This window comes from Candidatus Laterigemmans baculatus (genome assembly GCF_010367455.1).
Taxonomy (GTDB): domain Bacteria; phylum Planctomycetota; class Planctomycetia; order Pirellulales; family Pirellulaceae; genus Laterigemmans; species Laterigemmans baculatus.
In genome coordinates this window covers 17,462-42,157 of sequence record NZ_WRPR01000148.1, presented here as the reverse complement: position 1 = coordinate 42,157, position 24,696 = coordinate 17,462, and the positions used below count along the sequence as shown (strand labels likewise).

At 59.0% G+C, this 24,696-nt stretch carries 16 protein-coding genes; 7 read left to right on the top strand and 9 right to left on the bottom strand.

Going from position 1 to position 24,696, the window contains the following annotated elements; all coding sequences use genetic code 11:
* Window positions 1–79: 79 nt before the first annotated feature.
* Complete coding sequence (locus GNK13_RS20545) at window positions 80–811, bottom strand: hypothetical protein (RefSeq protein ID WP_164104439.1); 732 nt, start codon at window positions 809–811, stop codon at window positions 80–82.
* A gap of 546 nt (window positions 812–1,357) precedes the next feature.
* Here GNK13_RS20545 and GNK13_RS20540 point away from each other — a divergent pair.
* The gene (locus GNK13_RS20540) at window positions 1,358–3,244 is read left to right on the top strand and encodes an AAA family ATPase (protein ID WP_164104438.1); all 1,887 of its coding nucleotides are present in this window, start codon (window positions 1,358–1,360) and stop codon (window positions 3,242–3,244) included.
* Window positions 3,241–4,263, top strand: a complete 1,023-nt coding sequence (locus GNK13_RS20535; RefSeq protein WP_164104435.1) for a hypothetical protein — start codon at window positions 3,241–3,243, stop codon at window positions 4,261–4,263. The genes GNK13_RS20540 and GNK13_RS20535 overlap by 4 nt, the downstream gene beginning before the upstream one ends.
* Window positions 4,264–4,371: 108 nt before the next feature.
* Here GNK13_RS20535 and GNK13_RS20530 read toward each other — a convergent pair whose 3' ends face one another.
* The 8 genes from GNK13_RS20530 to GNK13_RS21825 form a co-directional block, all read right to left on the bottom strand.
* Window positions 4,372–7,806, bottom strand: coding sequence for a DEAD/DEAH box helicase family protein (locus GNK13_RS20530; RefSeq protein ID WP_164104434.1), 3,435 nt, complete (start codon window positions 7,804–7,806; stop codon window positions 4,372–4,374).
* 4 nt (window positions 7,807–7,810) lie between these two features.
* Window positions 7,811–8,827: a nucleotidyl transferase AbiEii/AbiGii toxin family protein gene (locus tag GNK13_RS20525; protein WP_164104432.1), complete on the bottom strand. Its 1,017-nt coding sequence runs from the start codon at window positions 8,825–8,827 to the stop codon at window positions 7,811–7,813.
* Window positions 8,824–9,555, bottom strand: a complete 732-nt coding sequence (locus tag GNK13_RS20520) for a DUF6088 family protein (RefSeq protein WP_235935369.1) — start codon at window positions 9,553–9,555, stop codon at window positions 8,824–8,826. The genes GNK13_RS20525 and GNK13_RS20520 overlap by 4 nt, the downstream gene beginning before the upstream one ends.
* Before the next feature lie 6 nt (window positions 9,556–9,561).
* Window positions 9,562–10,743 carry a restriction endonuclease subunit S gene (locus tag GNK13_RS20515; RefSeq protein ID WP_164104431.1) on the bottom strand — a complete coding sequence of 394 codons (1,182 nt, stop codon included), beginning with the start codon at window positions 10,741–10,743 and terminating at the stop codon, window positions 9,562–9,564.
* 20 nt (window positions 10,744–10,763) lie between these two features.
* Window positions 10,764–12,302 (bottom strand): type I restriction-modification system subunit M, encoded by a 1,539-nt coding sequence (locus GNK13_RS20510; protein ID WP_164104429.1) that lies wholly within the window; start codon window positions 12,300–12,302, stop codon window positions 10,764–10,766.
* 140 nt (window positions 12,303–12,442) lie between these two features.
* On the bottom strand, window positions 12,443–13,369 hold the full coding sequence (locus GNK13_RS20505; protein WP_164104428.1) for a hypothetical protein: 927 nt from the start codon (window positions 13,367–13,369) through the stop codon (window positions 12,443–12,445).
* Window positions 13,369–14,835 carry a DUF3696 domain-containing protein gene (locus GNK13_RS20500; RefSeq protein ID WP_164104426.1) on the bottom strand — a complete coding sequence of 489 codons (1,467 nt, stop codon included), beginning with the start codon at window positions 14,833–14,835 and terminating at the stop codon, window positions 13,369–13,371. Before GNK13_RS20500 ends, GNK13_RS20505 begins: the two co-directional genes overlap by 1 nt.
* Before the next feature lie 124 nt (window positions 14,836–14,959).
* Entirely contained in the window at window positions 14,960–16,549 is a 1,590-nt protein-coding gene (locus GNK13_RS21825) for a sigma-54 interaction domain-containing protein (RefSeq protein WP_164104424.1), read from the bottom strand.
* A 292-nt stretch (window positions 16,550–16,841) separates the two neighbouring features.
* Here GNK13_RS21825 and GNK13_RS20490 point away from each other — a divergent pair, with 292 nt between their 5' ends.
* From GNK13_RS20490 to GNK13_RS20470, 5 genes are all read left to right on the top strand, one after another.
* Window positions 16,842–19,259: a DEAD/DEAH box helicase gene (locus GNK13_RS20490; protein ID WP_164104423.1), complete on the top strand. Its 2,418-nt coding sequence runs from the start codon at window positions 16,842–16,844 to the stop codon at window positions 19,257–19,259.
* A gap of 4 nt (window positions 19,260–19,263) precedes the next feature.
* The gene (locus tag GNK13_RS20485) at window positions 19,264–19,911 is read left to right on the top strand and encodes a hypothetical protein (protein ID WP_164104421.1); all 648 of its coding nucleotides are present in this window, start codon (window positions 19,264–19,266) and stop codon (window positions 19,909–19,911) included.
* A 150-nt stretch (window positions 19,912–20,061) separates the two neighbouring features.
* The gene (locus GNK13_RS20480) at window positions 20,062–21,066 is read left to right on the top strand and encodes a MotA/TolQ/ExbB proton channel family protein (protein ID WP_164104419.1); all 1,005 of its coding nucleotides are present in this window, start codon (window positions 20,062–20,064) and stop codon (window positions 21,064–21,066) included.
* Window positions 21,063–22,085 (top strand): hypothetical protein, encoded by a 1,023-nt coding sequence (locus GNK13_RS20475; RefSeq protein ID WP_164104418.1) that lies wholly within the window; start codon window positions 21,063–21,065, stop codon window positions 22,083–22,085. Before GNK13_RS20480 ends, GNK13_RS20475 begins: the two co-directional genes overlap by 4 nt.
* 474 nt (window positions 22,086–22,559) lie before the next feature.
* Entirely contained in the window at window positions 22,560–24,581 is a 2,022-nt protein-coding gene (locus GNK13_RS20470; RefSeq protein ID WP_315853013.1) for an ATP-dependent helicase, read from the top strand.
* Window positions 24,582–24,696: the final 115 nt, after the last annotated feature.

Below are 24,696 nucleotides of genomic sequence, written 5' to 3'. Positions count from 1 at the left end.
TATGGAACCCCCGACCGCCGCCCTGGCGACCGCCGCCCTGGCGACCGCTCGAGACTGCAGTGGGCCGTGACGCTGGCGATCAATCGCCGCTTCGCTTCCACAGTCGCAGCCGTCCATGGATGACGCCGACCAGTTCGCTGTAGCTCGGCCAGCAAGGCTTGCGGTAGAACGCGCCGTCTCCCCCTCCGCCGTACAGCAGATACTCAGGTACGCCACTCTCGTTTCCAAGCACCGAGCGCGCGAGCACCGCATCGGGATCTTCAAAGTCCGTCCAGTTCCCGCCAAAGCCGGTGCCGGGCTGGATGATCGCGAGCACGGCTGGAGCGACGCGGTTACCGTGGTACAGAGCCTGGAAGGTCGCGACCCCGTCACCCCCGATGTAGATCAAGCTGAAGCGTTCGGGACCATGCTCCGGCCCGTACTCTTCAGTCCGCTTGTGGATCGACCAAACACCGAAGGGCGGCTTGATTCGCCCGTCCGGCATCCGGCTGCTTCCTTCGCCTGCCTGCGGCGGAATGGGGTTCCAGCCGTTCGGCGTAAGCTCTCGCTCCGTAACCTCCCGGTACGAAGCGACCCGATAGCCACGGAACGCCTCGAGATTCTCGAGCAATTGCTCGCGACCGATGCCGTAGTCCACGTAAACGAAGCTGTGGAAGTTCCCACCGAGGAATTTGACCGGATCGCCGTCGAATCCGCTGGCGGGGTAGTAGACCGAGCCAGCCAAGACATCCCGGACCGGCAACTCCGGAAGTGGTTCCCCCACCGAAGCCAGCCACTGTGGAGCGGGTTGAGCAGCAATTTCACGAATCATGGGTATCCAGAATCAAGCAAGAAAATCACCCTAGACGGCGACGACCGGCAGGTGGCATCGTAATCGATCTTAAGAATCGAGCCGGTCAAACGGCCGCAGCTGAAAGTAAACGAGCAGCATGCCGAGTTCCAGTGACAACCGTGGGTCACTCTTGAAAGGGGGCACAATCTCCACAGAGCAGCGCGATTGCGGATCCGGAAACCAGCCACGCAGCGCTAGCCCGACCGCAGGGATGAGGAACGCAAGCTCCCCTCAGAGCGTGCCGAGGCTAGACTTTCCGACCTCGACGGCGACCAGCACCGAAATCCTGGGCAGCCCGGGGGCTTCATCTCGTGTGGGGCACTCCAAGATCACACGGCGTCGTGCACATTCTCCGTGCTCTCGCAGCTGCCGTCATGCAGTAGAATTGTCGAACTTGATGAGGACAGGATCCTCCGGAGGTCATTAATGAGCCCGCGGGAGGCTGCCACATGACCACTGTAGGCTGAACATCCCGCAGCAGATTCACGCAATCCCCCTCCCGCGACTCTTTCGGTCGCTGAATCAATGCTTACCCATCTTCAACTTGCGAACTTCAAGTCCATCGGACATCCGGTCGAGATTGACCTCGGTGAAATAACTTTGCTCTACGGGGAAAACAGCTCGGGGAAGAGCAGCATCCTCCAGGGATTGCAATATGCTCGGGAGGTGTTTGTCCATCGGAACTACGATCCGCTTCGAACCGAAACGGGCGGGCGTTTCACCGAGCTCGGCGGATTTCGTACGTTCGTCCATGGACGGCGTCCCGAGCGTGACGTCACGCTCGGAATCCACTGCGTCATTGATCGGGAGCTCTATCATCCGAAATTGGATGAGTACTTCGATCTTGCTGGACATTCGATTCTGCATCCAGGGATGGAGAACACGCTGAAACTTCTTGCAGACGATGGATATTACTTATTCTCCGAACGAACTCCGACGCCGGCCTGGCCACTGAACTTCGGCGTCGCCCCTTATACTGTCGGAGTGTCAGTAGACATCGGATTCGATCCGCCAGGCCGCCAGTTAGTGCTCAAGCAGATGGAAGTTTATTATGACCAGCGTCGCCTTGTCAGGATTAAGAGGATCGAGTCCGAAAAGGCTGAAGAGCCTGGAAACTGGAGCGTGAATCACAAAATAGAAATCGACTGCGACCATCCCGTACTTCCAGACTATGTTCCGGACCTAGCAAGATGGGACAGGGAATCCCTAGAGATAACTTACGAAAACCTAGGACTCCGATCATCCTTTTCTGATTCGCCGATGAGCCCCGATGACTGGGAATCAAAAGAGAATCATCTGTGGAACGAATTGCTCAAAGAGGAACGCGATTCAGGAGGCAGCTTTGGATGGAAGGATCGATTGAAACAGATCATTGGCGAGAGGCCCCTCGACTGGACAGTTGGGGAGGGAAGCAATGATCTCGATAATCTGTTTGGTGAAAGCCGCTATTTGCCCTATTCCATCTTCGAGGGGTGGTTCTGGAAAAAAGTCCATTTCAAGCAGCCAAACTACCCACAGATAAGTACCGACATATTCGGACGTGTGCTAACAGAAGCGGAGTTGCGGGACGCGTCGGTGCCGACGGTGTATGCCGGCGCATTGATGCTTCAAGCGGTGCATGCCGTGCGCTCTGAGCTGGATCGACTCAGGTATGTCGGTCCGCTGCGCAGTCATTATTCGCCACCAACGGAGAGTCGTACGGCCGGTGATGCCCGAAGCTGGGCAGACGGCCTCGGAGCGTGGGACGAACTGTCCAACTCCACTAGCCACGCATGTGAATCAGTGAACAAGTGGATTTCATCGAAAGAGCTGTTCGGATTCCGGGCAAGGCTTGAGCCAGCCCGGGAGCTCGTTCATCGGATCAGCACTGAACTTGCGTCGCGTCGCTCGAAGGTGGCAGAGGAGACGAATTCACTGCTGGCTCATCTTAAAGCCTCGCGTCGTGTTCTGATCTATAGCCCAGAAAACCTCTGCCTCAACAGCACTGACCTGGGAGTTGGATTTTCGCAAGTTCTGCCAATCATTGTCGCAGCACAGGGCGAAACGGAGGGTTGCTTTCTTCTGGAGCAACCAGAGTTGCACATCCATGCAAAATTACAGGCGGTCCTAGGCGATCTGCTTGCATCCGGCATCGCAAGCGAACCCGGCATTCTGCCTGACCGCCAATTTGTAGCGGAGACGCACAGCGAAGTGCTTTTGCTACGCCTCATGCGCAGGATTCGCGAAACGGCAAAAGAACTGCCGAGTGACGGACCGCATCTTCAGTCAGCTGATGTCTCGGTGTATCACGTGAGAAATCAAGATGGGCAGACGGCGGTGAAGAAGATGGAATTGGATCGCTTTGGATGTCTCACCGACTACTGGCCGGACGACTTGTTTGAGATGAGCTACAAGGAGCGGTTTGGCAAATGATCTACGACGTCGTAATCACGCCGGAAGCATTTGAAGAAATTGCCAAACAGGTCGGTCCCGTGGATGGATTGGAGGCATTGGAGCAGCTGCTCTTCCCACCTCGAATCGACTACCTCAATGTTCTCGTATCAGATCCGCATGCGGAGCACTGGTGGAAAGATGTGGAAAGCCGAGTCTATCGGCTCCCTCCGCAGGCTCGCGATCGCGCCCTTTCACTGCTTGCGCGAATCAACGACGTCGTGCTTTCTCACCGCACAAGCAGTTTGAAGGTTCCCAAATCCGAAGATCAGTGGATTCGCTTTTCAAGACGACGAGAAAATGGTCACATCGACTGGATCTTCGCGTCAAGGGCGGACCCCGGGGGAGACGCTTCCGTCGTTGGAACTGACAAAGTTCGGGATCTTGAGTGGATTCGCCGATCTTTGCCTTTTCAGATGTCGGTAAGTCGGAGTGTCGACGGCCAGAAGAGGCTGCTGCAGAAGCTCTGCGACCACTCGGACTGGTGCGTTGCTCAGTTGCCCTACATAAAGGGCGGCGATTCAGGGGACGAAATCGTGACCGTGAAGCAACTGATCCGTATCGCTTGCGGAAGCGATCGATCGACTCGACCGTTTGCCTTGGATCTTTTGTGCAAACCGGGAGACGAAAGAAAAGCGATCGGAATCCGTGACGTTTTGAGGTCGATGTCACTGTCGTCCGAGCGGCTCGTTGATGTCCGTGTGTATTGGGACGAAGAAGCACTCGACCGCAATTTTCTAGCGGGAACTTTCCAAGAAATGAGCGATGGAACACTGCGACGACGCCCGCGATGGTTGGTTGCAGCTCAGCATGTTGCTGTCGGGAAGAATGGTGACGGGCAGAAAAGCACGTGGACGCTCCGAGATCGCACAGACGTTGAGGCGGAGCACCACAGACTCGAGTCGTTGATCAGAACCATTGGGAAACCGGCAGTGCATGAGGTCATTCCACGAAGCGGCGATGCAGCCGCGAGTGTTCCGCCGAATGTCGCACGGCCGTGACTACGGACCAAGAAACGCCTATCTATCTCAGCCCTGCTCCCTTTTCACAACAGCATGTACGGGGTGGTCCTGGTCGTCGGGCGACGTCATCGCGTTCGCCCCGCGTGATTAGGCAGCGAGCGCCAGGGCGCGGACGCGCTGCAGGATGGTGATCAGTTCGTCGACTTGGTCCGAGGTGAAGAGCTGGTCGGGACCGTGGGGGGAGATGTCGGTGAACGGGGATTCGTAGAGCAGCGATTCGTCGACGACTCCGTGTTCGGCCAACTGGTTGATGATCATGTTGACGAACTCGATCTGGTTGGCCGAAAAGGTTTTGCCGGTCAAAAAAGCCCCCAAGGCCTCTTTGGCCGCCTCTCGGTCCATTCCGACCAAGGACCGGACAAAAAGCCCCAGCCCCTGCGCCTCGGCCTTCGCCTGCTCAAAAAACTCCGACTGCCCGAGCCCGTGCTCGGTCAGCATCTGCTCGAGCCCTTCCAAATCGCTCGCCGTCATCGGCTGGTTTGTACGCAGTTTGGCGATCGCCGGATGCGACTGGTGCTCCCGAAGAAAGGCCCTCGCCTTCTCGCGGAACTTCTCCAGCGTGGCGGCTTGCCCGAAGCCTGAGAGAGGAACCTCCGTCTCCTCACCCATCTTGTCTTCGAAATCCGTGTAGAGCGGCTTCTTCGCCTTCTTTTCGATTAACTGCACCAGGTCTCGCAGTCGCCGCCGCACCGATTCCAACATCGGAGTGGTGACGCCCTCCCACCACACTTCCGTCTGGACGTCCAGGATCAGCGGCATCTGGGCACGAACCGCGGGGATCGACGATAGCTCTTCCAACGCAGCGGCGATTTCCATGACTTGCTGCCGCAGCCGCGCATAGGAGGGCTCGGCCTTCAGGTGAGCTAGCTGCAATTTCAACAGCAGCAAGTCGAAACGCTTCGCCTCTTCGGTCTCCGCTGCCATCTGGGTCGGCAGTCCCGCCAGATCAGCCCCCAACTCGCGAGCGTCCTGGTCGCTGAGCGACGTCCATGCCTCCAGCTTCGCGAATCGCTCCACCAGCCTCCGGTGGGGCCGAACCACAAAGTTGTCCAGGTTCATCGACGCAACTTGCTGCTGCAGCGTTCGTCTCGTGCTGTCGCGGATCTGGATTTCGGTCATTAGCCCCGTGTAAGCGGGGGACGCTTCGTGCGCCACGCCAGCGGCGACCGCTCCACTCGCTTCGTGCCGCCCGTCGAGCTCACGGAACAGCTCCAGACGCGACTTAAATAGGCGGGTCTGCAGCGATTCACCCACTGCTCCTTCGGTCGCGGCGGGGTTTTCGCTGAAGTATTCGAGGTTCTGGCAATAGTCGAAGACGTAGAAGAACTTCTTGTCGTCTCCTGGCCCAAACAGATCGGGAGAGAGCCGCGTCCCACGCCCGATCATCTGCCAGAACTTGGTCTTCGAGCGGACGAGCTTGAAGAAGACTAAGTTGACGACCTCCGGAACGTCGATGCCCGTATCGAGCATGTCGACGGAAATCGCGATGTGCGGCTCTTTCTCCTGGTTGGAGAAGCTGTCGATCAGTGACTGGGGGCGGTCCACCTTGAAGGTGATCACCCGGGCGAAGTGGCCCTGGTAGTGCGGGTAGTTCGCGTCGAACCGCTCTTTGATGAAGTCGGCGTGAGCCTGGTTCTTGGCAAAAATGATCGTCTTGCCCAAGCGGTCGCCGCCAGCCACTTTCAGGCCCCGCGTCATCAAGTGCTTGAGAACCTTGTCGACGGTGTCTTTGTTGAACAGCCACTTGTTCACCGCCGCCGGGTCGACTTGGTCCGGTGCTCCCTCCTCTTCGTCCCACTCGAGCGAATCCCAGCGGTCCTTGTCTTCTTCCGACAGATCCTCGTACTTGATCCCCTCACGCTGAAACTTAAGCGGCACGGAAACGGCTTTTGGAGGAACGAGAAAGCCATCGCCGACCGCGTCGTCCAATTCGTAGGCGTCGGTGGGGACGCCGCTTTCGAGATCGAACAGCCCGTAGGTGTTCCGGTCCACCTCCGCCTTGGGTGTTGCGGTTAGCCCGACCAGCAGCGAATCGAAATACTCAAAGATGGCCCGGTACTTCTGGAACACTGAACGATGGGCCTCGTCGATGATCACCAGATCGAAATGGCCAACGCCGAACCGCCGGCGGGCGCCGACCATCTCGTTGATCATCCCCATCATCGTCGGGTAGGTCGAGACGAAGACACGCCCTTCGCCCTTCCGCTCGGTAACCAGGTTGACCGGCGACGAATCGGGCAGGAACTTCTTGAACGCGTTGGTTGCCTGATTCACCAGCGCAACGCGGTCGGCCAAGAAAAGGATGTGCTTGGCCCAGTTGCAGCGGATCAGCAAATCGCACAGTGCGATCGCCGTGCGGGTTTTGCCCGACCCGGTAGCCATGACCAGAAGAGCCTTCCGCTCCTGGTCGTTCTCGAACGACTCGCCGATCCGCCGGATCGCCCGCGTCTGGTAATAACGCTCCACGATCGTCTCATCGATGGGCGTGTCGGCCAACGGTCGCCGTGTCTGGCGGCGCTGGATCAGCAGCTCGAGCTCAGACTTCGTGTAGAATCCTTGAACGCGACGCGGCGGGTAAGCAGCATCGTCCCAGATCCAGTGCTCCGCCCCATTGGAGAAGAAGATTACCGGCCGCTGGCCGTATGCCTTCTCCAGGCAATCGGCGTACAGCTTTGCTTGCTGCTCGCCAACTCGCGGATCGCGGCCCGTCCGTTTGGCTTCAACCAATCCAAGCGGTCGCCCATCGTCGCCCCACAGCACGTAGTCGACGAAGCCTTTGCCGTCGCCGTTACCCAGCTTTTTGGGCATCCCCGCGACCTCGAACTCCCGATCGCGACGCTGATCGAGGGGCCAACCTGCCTCTTTCAGCAGCAGATCGATGAAGTAATCGCGGGTCTCGGCTTCGGAGTAGTCGTGCGTATCGGGAATCGCCGCCGCGGCCTTCTTGGCTTCGGCAACCTCTTTCCGCAGCCGCTTCAGCTCCTCGTCGAGATGGTCTTTGTCGGCCAGGATTTTGGAGAGTTTCTCATCCTTCTCCCGCAACTCGCTCTCCAGACGCTTTAATTGCTCGAGCGTCTGGCGGGGGATCGGAGCGGTTTTTGGAAGCCGCTCCTCGTGGAACTCGAGCGCCGGATCGGGACGGTGCCGGCGGCCGTACAGACGAGCGAACCAGTAGCAAACGTGGAACAGCTCTTTCACCGCCACCGTGGAATCGGAAATGGGGATTGCGCGGTGGCTGTGAACGGCGAGGTTGCCGAGCTTGATCAGCAAATGTGCTTTGCTGAAGACCTTTTCGCCGGCAGTCTTTTTGAACGTCGGCTCGTGGACCAGGGCCGAGATGTTGTCCTGGTAGGGCTTTTCCAAGCTACGGTCGTACTTGAACGCCCAGTTGACCGCCAACTCCAGTGCTCGCCGCGCGTAGAAGCAGGCGGTCCGGGGATCGGCGATCGCCAGCGACTCCGCGCGCGTGGCCGATTCATGAACGGTGGGAAACTCCGCCAGCAGAAATTCGAACTGGGACATCAGCTCATGTTTTCCCATTGATGCGATCGGCTAGGTGTTGCAGAGTTGCCGACACGTCTGTGAACGACGACGGCTCGGTAAGATACATGTCTTTCATTGCTTCGTAGTCCCGCTCCAGTTCGCGAATGCGGTCTTGGGACGGCAGCAACTGAAACGAACCTGGAACCGCAAGATCGTAACGAGCCCAAGCGCTCCCGAAAAACTGTGACTTCCAGCGGACGACCCGCTCCCGTGCTTCCGCTTGTTCAATTGCGGAGAGACCACTGGCATGGCTAGCCAGGGCGGCGGTGTCGGCGTAGTGGCGGGAAAAGCGTTCGGACGTCGACTTCTCAGCCGGGCGAAAATGCTCCGCATGCAGAATAGTCGCTTTCTCCCAGAAGGTGCGTTCAATCTCCAGGGCGACAACCTCGCATTCCCAATCCGGAAAGGCGACTGGAAAGATTTCCGCCAGCCACGGCTTCACCGAGTGCCGTCCGGTCGGGCGCTGATCGGTCAGGGAGCCAAACTCCAGCTTCACGGAACGTCGGAGATAAGCGAAGCCCGCTGGCTGCGTCGTTGGGTAGTGAAACAAGAGAACCGGTGAATTCGAAATCGAGTCGATTTGGAACTCCAGCCAAGCCGACGTCGATTCACCCAGCACCTCGGTTACAGACTCCTCGAGTGTCGGCTGCAACCGGTCGCGAACTGCAGCCGCGCAAGCGGCCTCCGCTTTCTCCATCCACTCGTTCGCCTTGTTTCGACTCGGAGGCGTGCCAATCTCCGGCAACTCCAAAAACTCCGGCGAGAGTGAGAGATCGATATCCTCGGAGAAACGATCGATCACGCCGAAGACCTTCGAGAGCGAGGTGCCCCCTTTGAAGACGATGTCGCTGGCGAACGGAGACTCGAATAAGATGCCGAGCATCCAGCAGACCCAGAAGTCCTTTTCCAGGATGATCGGCGACACACCTCGCCGAGCTGCCGCCTCGCTGAAGTAAGCACCCCGTTCGGCCGCCGGGAGTCGAAGAAACTCCAGCTTCATTCCTCGTCCTCCGCTAATTGGCGAAACAGCGGGTGCATCCAAACGGGCGCGAGCTTCAGATCCTTCAGCAAGGTTCGACGTTGGCTGAGCGGCAGATTTCGCTTGAGCTGAGCGATATGTTGTTCCGTTACCTGCTCTTTACCCAGATGCCGCAGCGCCTGGATTACCAAACCGCTCAAGCGTCCCGCAGCCGCCATGTTTCGTGGCGTCGTTTGACGGAGCTGAATCGTTTGGCCGCCAACCTGAACGGTGCGGGTCGCTCCGTCGGTCAGATAGACAACCTTGGCCGGCACCTGCTCCGACAATCCCAACAAGTTTGCGGCATGCGCACCGGCCGGCTGCAGACGGGTCTGGTCCCGGCCTGCGATGGCTTTGGCAACCGCCTCCGCCGTTGGCGCGAGCTCGCCCATCACGGGGTGAGTTTTGGGGTAGTCGTAAACGCCCCGTGCCAAGCGGCGGATGGTCCCGCTAGCCGCGAGGCGCGAGAGGGCCTGGTCAATTGCCGCCCTCCCGCCCAGGTCGGTAAACTGGCTCGGAATGAACACCGAACCGCGACCAGCGCCACGGATGCGTTTGAGAAGGCGATTTTCGATAGTTTCCGCCATGAACGAGTCCTTTGCTGTCAGAAAAAACACCCTCTTTTTCTGACAGAAGCAAACGCGATCAAACCCGTCCGCCACCCCGGCCCGGGCGGCTGCGGCCGCCCCTTCCACCGGGGCCGCAGTCACTCTCTCTCAAAGCTCCCCCCTAAACGCCCGATCCTGCAGCGATGCAAACAGCGCGTCGAGTTCGGCGAGCGATCGGCGATGGGACGCTTTAAGACGTTCAACTTCCGATGCGCGGCGTGCGAACGCTAGCTGTGTATCCATAGAGGGAACAGGCAAGACCAGTCGACGTTGTGCTGTGATCGGAACCTGATTCCGCGTCGTCTGCCCCATGTTTTGTTCAAGCTGGCGCTGAAATGCCACAGAGCGCAAAGCTGCAGCCAAATATGCCGGATCAAGATCGCTGCGATTTGAACGGAATGCCGTTAAAGATGTGCCGATTATCGCTTTATTGAACCGGCCATCGTAAGTCGCGACCTTTCCAACAGACGCGTTGTGCGCAAGCAAAACATCGTCCGGCTGAAGCCAACCGAGCCTTAACCTGCTCGCTTTCTCCGGCTTCAGCCTTTCAACGAGATCGCTTATCAACTCGCCATCGTCGGAAATCGATTTTGCGGAGAGAAACGGTACACCGTCCTCCCCGAAGTCTTCGGACCTGGGATAAAGACTCCCATGGTTTCCATCTTTGTGAAGCAAAAGCGCCCCTCGCTCCAGAAGGTCGCCAATCGTCTCAATTGGATTCGCACGTCTCCCAATCATTTCATGAAAGATCGACTGGGTGAGCTCGTCGAGTTGGGCGAGGGCGGCGCGACGCTTGGCCCGCAACGCCTCCGCTCGATCCAGCACCTCCGCAATCCGCCGCTGCTCGGGAAGGGGGGGAAGGGGAATCATGAGCGAGAGCAGCGAGTCGCGTCCAACAGTAGCCTGATTTACCCACTGCCGGCACATTGACTGAAAAATTCGCCGCTGATATTGAAACGTTAGCCAGCGGGCGAGATAGCGTCCATCCAGTACATCCCTGCGTGGACGTATCCGAACAAAATGATTGCTGAATACGACCGGCTCAAGGTGGCCATCGAAATATGCTGACTTCCCAACGAGGTCGGGGCTATTCGTAGCATTGAACAAAACATCCCCTGGCTCCAACAAATATGAGGCGAGCCGCTTGGTTTCTTTCGGAACACGGCGCTGCTTTGAAAGATCTAGCTGCCCCTCTTTCGTTACATTATTCATCCTAAGTTGGAAGACGCCGCTCTCAGGGTTCTTTCCGCATGCAAATCCAGGCTTAGCTTCCTCGACTAATTCCGACATGCGATGAGCCTGCCATTCCGTCACTTCAGCATCCCCCGCAGTTCCTTCATGCCTCGCTGAATCTCATTTTCCAGTTCCTCCAGCCCCGCCAGGATCTCTTGCGGCGGGCGGTGCACCACCTCCTCGTGCACCACTTCTTTGTAGCGGTTGATCGATAGGTCATAACCTTGCTCGGCGATCTCGCTTTTCGGCACGCAAAAACTCTGCGCCGTCCGCGGGTTCTTGCGTTCCCCCTTGTCCCGCTTACCCCACCGCTTCAGCACGTCGGGCAAGTTGTTCTTGGCGTGCTCGTCCTTCGCCAGCCGCACGCTCGGCACCGGACCCTGCTTCTCCGGCGGGAGTAATTCGGTCCGCTTGTCGTCAAGCGACTTTCCGTCGGCCGCCATGTCGTAGAACCACACCTGGTCGGTGCCGCCCGAATTCGTCTTCGTGAACAGCAGGATCGCCGTCGAAACCCCCGCGTACGGCTTAAAGACCCCGCCCGGAAGCGAAACGATTCCGTCGAGCTTCTGGTCCTCGACCAAGATCTTCCGTAGCGTCTTGTGGGCTTTCGAGGACCCGAACAGCACCCCATCGGGAACGATGATCGCCGCCCGGCCGCCCGGCTTGAGCAGCCGCAGGAACAAGGCCAGGAACAGCAGTTCGGTCTTCTTGGTTTTGACGATCTGCAGCAGATCCTTGGCGCAGCTCTCGTAGTCGAGCGAGCCGGCAAAGGGCGGGTTGGCCAGCACCAGCGTGTACCGCTCCTCCTCCCCACCGTGCTCCTCAGCCAGCGAGTCCCGGTAGCGGATGGCGGGATTTTCGACGCCGTGCAGCAACATGTTCATGCTGCCGATCCGCAGCATCGTGCTGTCGAAATCGAAGCCGTGAAACATCGACTCGTGAAAGTGCTTTTTCAGCCGTGAGTCGCGGAGCACTTCCGGCCGATGGTCGCGTAGATATTCGCCGGCCGCGACCAAGAAACCGGCCGTCCCGCAGGCCGGGTCGCAGATCACGTCTTTCGCGTCCGGTTCGGTCATCTCGACCATCAACTGGATGATGTGACGTGGAGTGCGGAACTGGCCGTTCTGCCCCGCGGCGGCGATTTTGCCCAGCATATACTCGTACAGATCGCCCTTGGTGTCCCGATCCTCCATCGGGACCCGGTCGATCATGTCGACCACCTTGGCCAGCAGCGCTGCGGTGGGAATCGTGAACCGGGCGTCCTTCATGTGGTGGGCGTAGGTCGACCCGTCGCCCCCGAGCTTTTGCAGGAACGGGAAGACGTGCTGCGAGACGACCTCGAACATCTCGGCGGGGGCGAAGTGCTTGAATTTGGACCAGCGGAAATCCTCGTAGGAACGCCCCTTCGGATCCTTTCCCTCAGGAAACACCCGCCGCTCCATTGGCTTCTTGAGCCGTGTCGACTTGTTCTCCTCGAGCGTATGCAGATCATCAAGCCGTTTGAGGAACAGCAGATAGGTGATCTGCTCAATGACCTCCAGCGGATTCGATATCCCACCCGTCCAAAACGCATTCCAAATCGCATCAACCTGCGACTTAACTTCACCAGTGATCATTCAGTGTTTTTCCGAGTCGAATCCGAATCATTCAACAGCAGGCGGTTTGCAGCCGCACTCATTCGTTCCAAACCATCACCGCACAGAAAGCCTGAGAGGAACTAATTCAGTGTCGTCTCAAAGGGCGGTCGCCTGGGAGGCTAGGTCACCCATGCCTCGCCGCTGATCTCTCGCGGCCCTTCAGGATCGGGCTGAAACACGTCCGAATCTGCCTGGTACTCAGCCCATCGTACGAGTCGCAGTTCGTCTTCCAACAGAAACACGTCGGTCGACTCCCCTTCACGTCCGCAGTCAAGCCCACCTTCGAAAGCGATCCCGCCTTGCTCAGTAAGCACATACCGGCGATGAAACCGCTCTCCGGATACTGCGGCACTCCAGCGATGAACAGATAGACTCATCGCCTCGGGAATCAGCGCTGGCAACACCGTCTCACAACGTTTCCAGAACTGCTCGTCTGCGTTGAGATGCCGAAAACAATGCAGCTCGACTCTTGCAAGTTTTCTCGCTCTAGGAGCCAGGGCGGTCATCAATGCTCTGAGCGACTTTACGTACCGACTTGCACTGGGATCGAAGTACGGGTCGACGAGCAGAACCTCTCGTGAGATCTCAAGCAAAGGGAGCGACACTTCAACAAGGCTTTCGGGGGTGCGAGGGACTTTATCCTGCCGTCTCACGTGCCAGTTTGGCGATCCTTCGTTTACCTCGGCTGCTTTGATAACCCACTCTCGTTCACGAGGGTTCTCTACTGCGACAATTGCACGGAACGGCTTCTCATGGGAAATTTGGTAGTCCTCTGCGTACTGCAACCACTCGGCCATATTCGGCACCGTCTCGATCGGCGGGTCGAGCGGCCGCACTGCTTTGCGGAGATGCAGCAATTGCTCTTCATATAGACGCCGCTCCCGATCCTTCATCTCACCCGCGAGAAGTCGATACACCTTCCGATGCCATTCGCGAGGGAGTCCGGCTATAACCCTCCCCTTAGACACACCGAACTGCTCTAGGAAGTATCGACGGTTCAGAGGATCCGAGAGAACGCTAGGTTCGATGGCGAACGTATGGATCATCAGAACAGCTCCTCCGCTCGCTCATCAAAAAATCCATGCGGCCATCGGTCGACGAACTCTCCGTCGTCATCGATGCGGAGGCGCATTATCTTCGTTCCCTCTTCAGCAGGCTCAAGATAATTTACTGAGACATCGCCCGGACCGACTTCCTGGAATCCGTCCGGCAGTTCTCCGTCGGTGGTTTCACGAATGCGACGCAGGACCCGCAGAATCAAATGCTCGCTGTGTGTCTCCATGATGGCCCGCTTGGTCTTCTCATCGCCGACACAGGCTTCAATCAGAAGATCACCAAGTTCCGTTTGCAAACGCGGATGCAAATGCAGTTCAGGCTGCTCGACGAGCACGTAGTCTTCCTTGGCTACAAGCAATGCCACGACGACAGGAAGAATCTGTGAAATGCCGAAGCCTACGTCCTGCACACGGAGCACAGCGGGACCAGGCGTTGCCGAACCAGTCACCAGCGGCCTGAGACGAATTCGCGGCGACTGGTCACTTTGAACGGGAAGCCGCGGCATATCAGGGCGTGCAAACAGTCGTTGATATTCGATATTTATCCGGGTGTCGAGTCGGTCAGGACCGAGCCAGAAATTGACCTGAGCGATGCGGTCACCACCCCCATAGTGCAGCATATCCCAAGCGGCTAGTCCCGATGCCCATCGCTGCAACCTCGGTAGTGGCACTGGCGAATAGTTTGGAGGCGGCACCTGCCTCACCGGGCCGATGTAAAGCAGATTGTTTAGGTGATTTCGAACGCATTCTACTGCAGCGCTACAGAACTGATCGACTTCCCGGCCAAACTGAAACTCCTCTTCCGAAAGTGTCCTGTCATCGAGGCGAACTCCTGCCGACAGCGGCGGATCATAACGACTGGGAAGGGCTCCGTAGCCATAGAACGTTTTCCAGGGGTTCTCGCGCTGATCGGGGACGTCTACCTTTTGCTCAAGGTTTTCATAGAAGAATGTCGCGGTGAAATCGCGAAATTTGCCAAGCTCATCCAGCCCACCAGCTTCGAACTGGACTAGCTGTTTGTCATCTGCAAACAGTTTGAAGCATCGCACGATGCCCCCATACCCGTCTTCCGCTATTGAGACGGTTAACTCGATTGCGATCTCGGAAGCACCGAAGGAATAAATACCGGCGTCTTCCTCTTGTCCCCGCAAAAGCAAAGGAATGTGAACTTCTTCCTCCTCAACCCAACACTCGATACGGAATGTCATCTCCCTGTCAATCTCGTGCCCGAAAACGACTTGAGAATATCCGCCGAGGTCAAAACCGTCCGTAAAACTCGAAAGAGCGAATGGATTTGCCGAGTACGTCTCGAAGATCTGCTGCAGATAAAACAGTGACTGGAAGAATGACGATTTGCCTGCGCTATTCGCTCCGAAAAGTAGTGTGATCGGAGCCACCGTGATGCGCTGCCGCTGGCCGAAGCACTTGAAGTTTTCGATTTCGATCGCGGTGATCACTTTTGCTCTCCCTGCGGCTCTTGCGCTGCTGCCTGTCTTTGGCCCGTTCGGACTCGACGAGCCCCTTTTGGCAACGTGTGTGCCAACGGCTGCCGTTTAACTCTTGGGACGGCTCTCGCAGTCCTTAATTCTCCCGCACCCCCAGCCGTTTCAGCTGCGCATCGAGGGTCTGGTAGTTCTTCATGCCGAGCAGGCGGGCGGCTTCCGCCTTGACGCCGTTCGCTTCGCTCATCGCTCGCTCCAGGTAACGTTTATGGATGGAATTCAGGTGCTCGTCCAGGTTAAACCCGTTCCCCAGCGGGCGGTCGGCTACAGCGGCGTCCCCGGCCCCCGCGGCCAGCGTTTCCCCGGCGGCTGCGGCCAGTTCGCGGCGACCGATCTTTTCTCCGTCGGTGAGCACGGCCGTCTGAACCAGAGCGTTGTACAACTGCCTGACGTTCCCCGGCCAGGAGTGCCCCTTCACAAACGCGGTTGCGGAAGCAGAAAGCGTTTTGTGCCGGTAGCCAGGCTCCTCCGCGGCGAACTGGCGGTTGATTTGCTCGAGCAACCGCTCAGCGATCGCAGCGATGTCGGTGCGGCGGTTCCTCAGCGGAGGCAGTGTGATCGTGACGGCCGCCAGCCGGTAGTACAGGTCCTCGCGAAACTCGCCGCGTGAGATTGCTGCGTGCAGGTCGCGGTTGGTGGCCGCGATGATCCGCACATCGACCTTGCGGTCCTTCTCTTCGCCGAGCCGACATACCTTGCGGACGGCAACGCCCTCGCCGGTGATCGGCTGGAGCACCCGCAGCAGCTTGGCCTGCGTGTCGAGGTCGCACTCTCCGACTTCATCGAGAAAGATCGTGCCGCCGTCAGCCGCCTCGAACGCCCCTTTGCGGTGCTGCTCGGCTCCTGTAAACGCTCCCTTGGCGTGGCCGAACAGCTCCGACTCAAGCAGCGTCTTGGAAATCGCCGCGCAATTGATCGCCTTGAACGGGGCGCCGTTGCGAGGGCTAGCTCGGTGCATCGCCTGGGCGAACATCTCCTTGCCGGTCCCGCTCTCACCGAGCAGCAGCACCGAGACGCTCCGCATGGCCGCACGTTTGGCTCGCCCCACGGCGTCGCGGATCGGCTGGCTGTTGCCAACGATGTCCTCGAAGCCATCGATTTCCGCCGGCGCCTCCGACGCCAGATGCTGGAGGTAGGAGTCCGGCTTCTGCAGCACGTCGGGGATGACGTCGAGCAGCTCAAACGGGACGTCCGTGATCCAAACTTTGCCGGCGCGGGAAGTCTCGTAGAACGTCGCCGGATAGCGCGTCTTGCCCAGCAGCAGCCACACCGCCGTCATCGCAGGCGTTCCCGGGCTGAGGTGCAGGCAGATCTCTGCATCACTCCACCTGCGATCGCTTTTCAACTCCCGCAACTGCTGCTCGCAGATCTCGAAGATGCGGCCGTAATCGGTCGGGCGCTGCAGCTCGACAGGGACGAAAGTGACGGGCGTCCCGACCCACTCCGCAAACCAACGGTTGATGGCAGGCGGGTAATTGCTCAGCAGCAACACCCGATCGAACGAGACCTCTGACAGCAGGCACTTTGTCGGTCCCTGATCCGTTTGAGTGCCAGCGTCACCGCCGGTGCATTCGAGCACCTTGCGGCGTCGGTCCGCCGGCAGCGTGGCAGCAAGTGCTTTGAGGTCGCTATGGCCGATCCACTGAATCAGAACACGTCGCCGAGTCATGGGAGGACACCAAGTTCAAGGGTACCGGCTTTGTCGGCTGGCGGTCTTTCCGCGGGACGGCCACCGTGCCGCAAAGATTAATCAGCGGCGGGGCCAGGAACAAAGGCATTTGTGGTGAATACAGGCTTATTTGTGGGTCACGTGGGAGTGAAAAAATTCCGGAAGAACGCAAACGGTTCAGCGGCAGCGAGTTAGGTGAAATCTGACGCACCAGGAAACTTAAGTGGTCACTTCGTTGCTTTAGGGAAGTCCCGTCAGCAGTCACTCCACTTGCCCACGGGATGCTTCGCCAATGCTCGCCCCCACGTCGCCGATTGAACTCGCCGAACAGACCATCGCCGCGAACCCCGACTGGAACGTCTTGTACGATCCGCCCGCCGCGGGACCTACCGAGGGCGAGTTCGTTCCGCTCGCCGACTCGTCCCTGCATCCGGACGTTGTCGCGGCTCTGGGGCCTGCCTTCCCCGATGGTCTCTTCGCCCACCAGTTCCGAGCGATCGAAAGTGCCTTGCGGGGGGCGCACACGGTTACGGCGACGCGCACGAGCAGCGGCAAATCGCTGACATTCTCGCTTCCCGCAATCGACACTCTTTGTCGCGATCCCGAAGCGACCAGCCTGTTCCTGTACCCGCAAAAGGCGCTGGCAAACGACCAGCTGCTGAACTTGCGGAGGCTGGCCGCTGGCACTCCATCGGTCGCCTCGCGGTTGGAGCAGCACCCGTACTTGATCAGCCGCTACGACGGCGATGTGGAGAAGGATGACCGAAAGCCGATCCGCGAACAGGTCCAGTTCCTGCTGAGCAACCCCGACATGCTGCACCTCGGCATCCTGCAGCACCATGGCACGCACTGGGGACGTTTCTTCGCCAATCTCAAGTATGTGGCAATCGACGAGTGCCACGAATACCGCGGCGTTTTCGGAAGCGGAGTGTCGCTGCTGCTGCGACGCCTTCGCCAAATCTGCAGGCTGCACGGATCGGATCCGACTTTCATCGCTTCCTCCGCGACGATCGCCGATCCGCAGAAGCACATGAAGCTGCTCACCGGCCATGTTTTCGCTCTGGTCGGCCCCGAAGAGGACCGCAGCCGTCAGGGACGCCGCAAGTTTTGGATGGTCGGTGGAGCGGACCACCACTATGACATCGGCCGGAAGCTGGCAATGTCGCTAGCCGACCAGGGGCTCAGCGTGCTGGCGTTCTGTCCCAGCCGCGTCGCCGCCGAACGCATGCTCTCGCGCATGCGGCGCAGCGACGGGTCCTTTGATGAACACGTGGCCGTCTACCGCTCTGGGCTCTCGTCCGCTGAGCGGGAAGAGATTGAGCGAGGACTCCGGGAGAAGAGCAAGCGGCTGGTCTTCTCCACCAGCGCCTTGGAGTTGGGAATCGACATCGGCCAACTCGACGTCGTGATCTGCATCGGGCTGCCGGGATCGATGATGAGCCTCTGGCAGCGAGCCGGGCGAGTTGCTCGGGCTGGACGCGAGGGAGCCATCGTCCTGATCCCCGGTGATTCGCCAATCGACACCTACTATGCGCGGCATCCGGACGAGCTCTTCGCTCGAGACAACGAGCCGATCGCCATTAACGTGGAAAACGAGCGACTCGTGCGGCACCACTACGCTTGTGCGATTCAGGAATTGGGCGGCGACGAGAAGCTAGTCGAGGCGGAGCTACTGGGCCCCACGGCCGTCCAGATCCGCCAACTCCGAGATGAAGGAAAGCTCGACCCGGAAGAGTTCTACCGGAACGATCCTCACGGCGAACTCAATCTCCGCACCAGCGGGGACTCCAACTATGAGCTGTGCGACGGCGGCGATGCCATTGGCCAGATCGGTGCTTTCCACCTGCTCCGCGAGGCTCCGAGGAACGCGATCTACCGCCATGGCGGGCGGACTTACCGAGTGAAGGACATCATCCGGGGCAAGCGGATCGTGAGACTTGCCCGGGAGATGACTCGCAATGAAACGATCGCGTATATCCGCAAAGATATCCGCCTGAAACGGTTCAGCGAATCGAGTGACTACCCCCGCGTCAAGTTGGCGACGGGACGCGTTGACGTCACCGAGTTTCTCAGCTGCCTGACGGAAAAAGACCCTGGCGGCAACGTCGTTCGCAGTTGGCCGAACCCGGCGGGAATGCCAGCACATCGTTTACCGACCGAAGCGACATTGCTCGTCTTGAAAGGGCCACTGGCCGAGGTGCTTCGCAACAAGCTCGGAGAGCGGTTCCGCACCGCCCTCGAATCGGTTGAGCGACTGATGTGCGGGCTGTTCCCGACAGTGACGGGCCCCTGCGACCCTCAGGACTATTCGTCCGGATGTACCAAGCTTGGAGGTGGCGAGCCGGCGATCGTACTTTATGACATGGCCTACGACGGCGTCGGGCTGGTGCGCGAGGCTTACGATCACATGCCCGCGCTCATCGAGAAGTCGCTGGACCGTATTTCCTCTTGCGACTGTGAGGGGGACGAAGGGTGCTTCCGTTGCGTCGCCCATCCCCATCAGGCCACCACAGCCAGCAAGTCCGCGGCTGTCGCGGTGCTCAAAGAGTTGCGGTCAGCACTCACCGAAGCATCGCCGCAGATCCAGAAGTTCGGCGAGCCCGGGCTCGAATTGCTGAGCGGCACGGCCCACGCCGCCTGCTCTGAGTGCCAAGCGAACATCCCTTCAGCGTCTCGTTTCTGCATGAACTGCGGCACCCCCGTGGAGTAAGAAAATGAGTATTACCGACGCCATGGCCACGACTGATTTAAGGATGCATTTGCGACGCGTCACTCGTGATGGGCAACGGGTGATACAGCAGTCCGATTTGGACACGGGGCAGCTGAACGATCTGGCGAGCTCCCACCTGGGCATGTTCTCCGGCGGCTTCACGTCCTGTGAACCGATGATTCGAAAGCTCGCTGCGTTGTCACAGCTTAACGATGCACAGCGGTGGATTGTGGTGTGCTCGTCGAAACCTTTCACCGAAACCGCGAGAGGAATGTTCGAGGCCCATGGCGTATCCGTGAAGCGTGATGGTCGACGAGAACGCTGGCGGGCAGGTGGACTGACTGTCACGACAGTCGAGGGACTGGGTCGGCTTTCTGCCGAAGACACAAGCGGGGTGATTCTGCTCGACCCTCGCTGCCACGTTCACAAGGCCAGAGATTTCCGCACGTTCAGCGGTCGGTTACACGACCGCCCGCAGATCCTCGTAGACTACCTGGCTCAGACTACGGCGGCCGGAGCACCCGCCGGCCTCTTTGTGTGGACGCTTGCCGCTCCCAAGTCGCTGCCTACCGCTCGCATGGCCGAGATTTATGCGCGTGCTGCTTGGTGGTTCGTCGACCCGAACAGCATCCGGTTCTGGGAAGACAAATAATCTCCGCAGGCCTCCCGGTCGCAACCGTTTCATCGACAACTCGCTCTCTCCAACGGCCTACACCAACCACCGCCCACTCACTTTCCCCGGCCAAAACATCGAATGAGCACAGCATACCGACGGATCGAGAAATACGAAGTCAAGCCGGGAATGGCAGGCCTGGCCGTGAAGTACGACTGCCCACACTGCCGGACCCGACTCACCTCGAGCATCATGGAAGCCGGTGATGAAGCTCCGTGCCCCGAGTGCCATGGGCTTCTGCAGGTGCCGGGCGAGAAGGAGAAAATGGACGAGGTGGGGCGCCAGCTCGGGGAACAGCAGCGCCGAGAGCAGCGGGGCGCAATGAAGAAAGAAGCGGCCAGCCAGGTTCTCACACAGCGACTGGCGGCCGAGGCGCAGCGAGATCGAAACCTAGCGCTCGACCGTGATCCGCTTCGCGAGTGGATCATTTACGCGGCGGTCATTGGGATCCTCATTGTTGCAGCGGCAGGGATCCACATGGTGCGGGCGGTCGTCACTGACGGTAGCGGGCTGGTGCTGCTGATCATGGGGCTGTTTGGGCTGGGGGTCGTTCTGAATTTTCGGGCAGTCAAAGGCCTGCGCAACGAGTTTGTCTGTGCCGCGTTCCTACTGAAGAAGCTGAAAACGGCTGGGGGCTTAAATGAAATTGTGGCCGTCTCTCCCTCGGGAGTGTTTCACCGGCATATTCAGGATCTCGTGAAGATCGCTAAGCATGACCCGAACGTTTCCCAGGACAGCCTCGTCACGCTGCTCTACAGTCGCATGATGGCTCGGGCCAAGATTGTCGAGGTGCTGTCGGGTGTGCTGGTCTCGCTGGGTCTGATCGGAACCGTCGTCGGGTTGATCACGATGACCAGCGGCCTCGGCGTGACATTGGAAAGCCTGGGGGAGACAAGCGACCCTGGGGACCTCATGACCGGGCTGAGGTCGACGATGGCTGGTCTTGGAACAGCGTTCTACACGACGCTCGTGGGAGCGATTCTCGGCAGCGTCGTACTGCGGGTGCTGAACAACGTCTATACCTCCAATGTGGATCACTTTGTCTCCTACATCGCATCGCTGACGGAAGTTCAGATCACGCCCCGGCTTCGGAAAAACTCGCGTGCCGGCAAACCGGTTGAGGTGACCGCATGAAATCGCTCAGCGACCATTACTCATCGACCCATTCCAGCGCTCACGAAACTTTCGCGGACCTGGTGTTCTGTGCGCTAGTCGTTCTCGTGCTGTTCGTCGTGACTCTGGCCGTCGAAGTCTCCCAGAGGGTTCGAGCGAGCACGGTGACGATCGCCGAAGTCCCCGGGGTGACGGTACCGGAAACGGTCGACACCCTGAGTCCGGAGGAAGTGCAGAAGCTCGCGGAGCAGTTGCAGAAGCAGCAAGCGGAAATGGCCGCGTATCGCCAGCGACTGGAATCGCAGAACCAGCAAATTCAGCAGATGCGGTCGCGACTCGCTGAGCAAGAGTCGGCGGTGTCGAGCAAACTGGCGGCGCTGCAGGGCGAACAGCGATTCACTGGAGCCACGGAGCCAGCGGGGCTTCAAGTCGCGTTCGATTACGACAGAGATCGCTTCGTGTTCGTCCGTCAGAAGGAATTCCGGCACGCAACGACGCGTCAATCTGGCGAGAGTGACCTGGCCTACCTTGTGCGTCTGAAAAGTGAACTGGCGGACCTGGCGATGCATTGTCGGCAGCAGCGATTCTACACCGCGAGCGAGATCAACCGGCTGTACGAAGCATTCTCTCGATACAAGCAAATCAATCCAACCACCGGGAGTTACACGGTAACCGACGAGAGGATCGGGGTCACCTATTCAGTGACTCTTTCCGGCTTCATAGCAGGAGATGTCGATGTGCCGAAGTACGCAGAAGCGGAGATTGAGCGGGCAGTCAACAACAACCTCAATGAGGCGGGTCCGGTGACCGAATCGATGTATCCGGCCGTCACCGTTCGCATCGATGGCGACGCTCGAACGGCCACCATCAACGGGGTCACGCTCTCCGCAACCGATTTCCGAGATTTGCTGCTCGCGATCGGAGGCCGAGGAGCGATGCTGGATTTTGAGGGCTACACAGGCGCCGCCCCCGACTGGCTCGTCGAAAACGTCCTGACGCCCACCGGCTACATCGGCAAAACTCCGAAACTTCCCGAATGATCGGTCCACAGTGCGTGAAGGCATTCGGGGCCATTCGCTCGCGGTCCGGCACGGAGGCGGACACATCGCATCCATCGCAAGTGGAAAGGGACTAGATAAATGGCGGAAGCCCGAATTGAAGCTTCTCAAAAGCCCGTCAAGTGCCCGAAATGTGGCGGCCAACCAGTCGCCAGGATCGTGTATGGATTGCCTCATTTTTCCGATGAACTGGAACAGGAAATTCAGTCAGGCAAAACCGTATTGGGAGGGTGCTGTATTTCCGGAGACGATCCAGAATGGCAGTGCACCCAATTTGACCAGAACATCTACCTAAAGCAGGAGTGACCGAATCCGCATGCCCGCCGGTGCCTCTCTGATAGCTAAAAAATCACTACGGTAGCCGGCACCTCCGCTCAACGGCACGCGCAGGCTCGGTGGGAGCAATCTTGAAATGCCGGCGCCGATGCGGCGTGAGTTCTGCTTGTTGGCCTTGCAGTGCCGACTGCAGCGGTTCGACATCGCTCCAATTACGATAGATTCGGCCTCCTATGCCGATTCGCCTCGCACGCACATCGGGCTGCATCCGTGGATTCGAACTCTTCATTCAACGCTGAACAACTCGCAGCGATCGAGACTACCGCAAAACACGTTCTCGTGCTGGCCGGTGCTGGAACCGGGAAGACGACGACGATCGTTGGCCGCTGCAATCACCTGATCCGCTCGGGTGTCCCAGAGCGTGAAATTCTGCTCATCACGTTCACCCGGCGCGCGGCCCACGAGATTCGCTCGCGGATCCGGGGACCAGAAGGAAAACGTAGCCTCGTTACCGCCTCTACTTTCCATTCCTGGGCGATGCGACTGATTCGCAATAATCCGAATGTATTCAAGCTGGAGTCGCCTTCGCTGATCGACCGGGACGACGTCATCACCTTGCTTCAGCGGTACCGTAAAACCCACGCGTCTCAAAACCTTCCGAAAGCGAGAGACCTCGCGGACTTCCATTCGCTCCTCGTGAACACTCGGCTCCCGGCTGAAGAAGCAGCTAAGCTGGCCGGAATCGATGAGGACAAGCTCTCGCAGTACACCGAGGCTTCGAAGTTTTACGTCGACTTCAAACGAAGCAGGAACTACATCGACTACGACGACGTGCTGGAGCGAGTGGCCGAAGAGATCGCCCGCCCCGCCATCGCGAAGGCGATCGGCAAGCGATTCTCGCACGTCATGATCGACGAGATGCAGGACACCAACCCGCTTCAGTATTTGATCGTCGACGCGCTTGCGCCCCACGTAAACCTGTTCTGTGTGGGCGATGACGCCCAGTCGATCTACGGCTTTCGAGGGGCTGACTTCGAGAGCATTCACGCATTTACTTCGCGATATCCCGACGCGGTCGTCCTGAAGCTGCAAGAGAACTTTCGCTCGACGCAAGAGATCCTTGACGTCAGCAATTGGCTGCTGGAGCGCTCGCCACTCGAATACGACAAGGAGCTTCGTGCGGCCAGAGGGGCTGGGCAGAAGCCGATCCTCCGCGAATTCGAGGATCAGTGGAGCCAAGCCGACTACGTTGCCGAGACGATCGTGACGTCCTTCTGCACGGAGCAGCGGTGGGCGAACAACATGGTGCTCGTCCGGAGCGGCTACAGTGCGCGGGCCGTGGAGTCCGAGTTCCTCTCGAGGAAGATCCCGCACGTCCTGATCGGTGGCCAGAGCTTGTTCGGCGCCAAACATGTCAAAGACGTAATGGCGCTCCTGCGAATTTACGCCAATCGTTGGGACGAGCTGGCATGGATGCGATATCTCCAGCTCTGGAAGGGAATCGGCGAGGTCACTGCGGAACGCATTTTCCGACAGCTCGCACTTGGAGCGGAGGATTCGGTCGGACGCGGGAGGAACACAGAGACGCCGTTGCTCGACATGGTCCGGGACGCCAAGGCTTCGGATAGTGCGGGCTGGACGGAACCGCTTCTCCGTTGTCTCACGGCGTCGTCGAAGCCGGACGAGCTGCTTGGAGCCGTGCTCGACGCAATGGAAAAGCCGATGGCAAAGATCTATCGGAATGACCACTGGGACGCCCGCAGACGCGACTTCACGTACATTCGCCAGTTGGCGAAGAAACACCGGACGGTACACGCATTTGTGGACGAGTACTCGCTGAATCCCGTCTACGAGAAGCAACTGGAGAAGAAGGGGGAAACGGATCTAGTCAAGATCATCACCATCCATTCCGCCAAGGGTCTTGAGGCGCAGCGATGCTTCGTCGTCGACGTCGCCAGAGGTACGTTTCCGCAGCCTGGGCTCACGGAGAAGGAAGCCGAAGAAGAGCGCCGCGTGCTCTACGTCGCCCTGACGAGGGCTGCGGACGAACTACACATCACCAGAGCTGAACGTGGCTGGACAGCGTCTGGCAGTTCTAAAGGGGATGAGGCGTACTTCCTGGACGGCCTGCCTCTGGAGCTCGTCGCTTACGTTACGGAACCCGAGAGCGATCCCGACGCCGGCATCGAGATCCGGTTTTGATCCAGCTGCAGCCTCACCACCGTCCGTGCCACTGCAGGCCGTGCGGCAGTTCTTCGGCCGCGAATTCGAGGTGGATCACTCGGCGGTGCTTTGGAGCGGTGGCGGCGGACGAGGC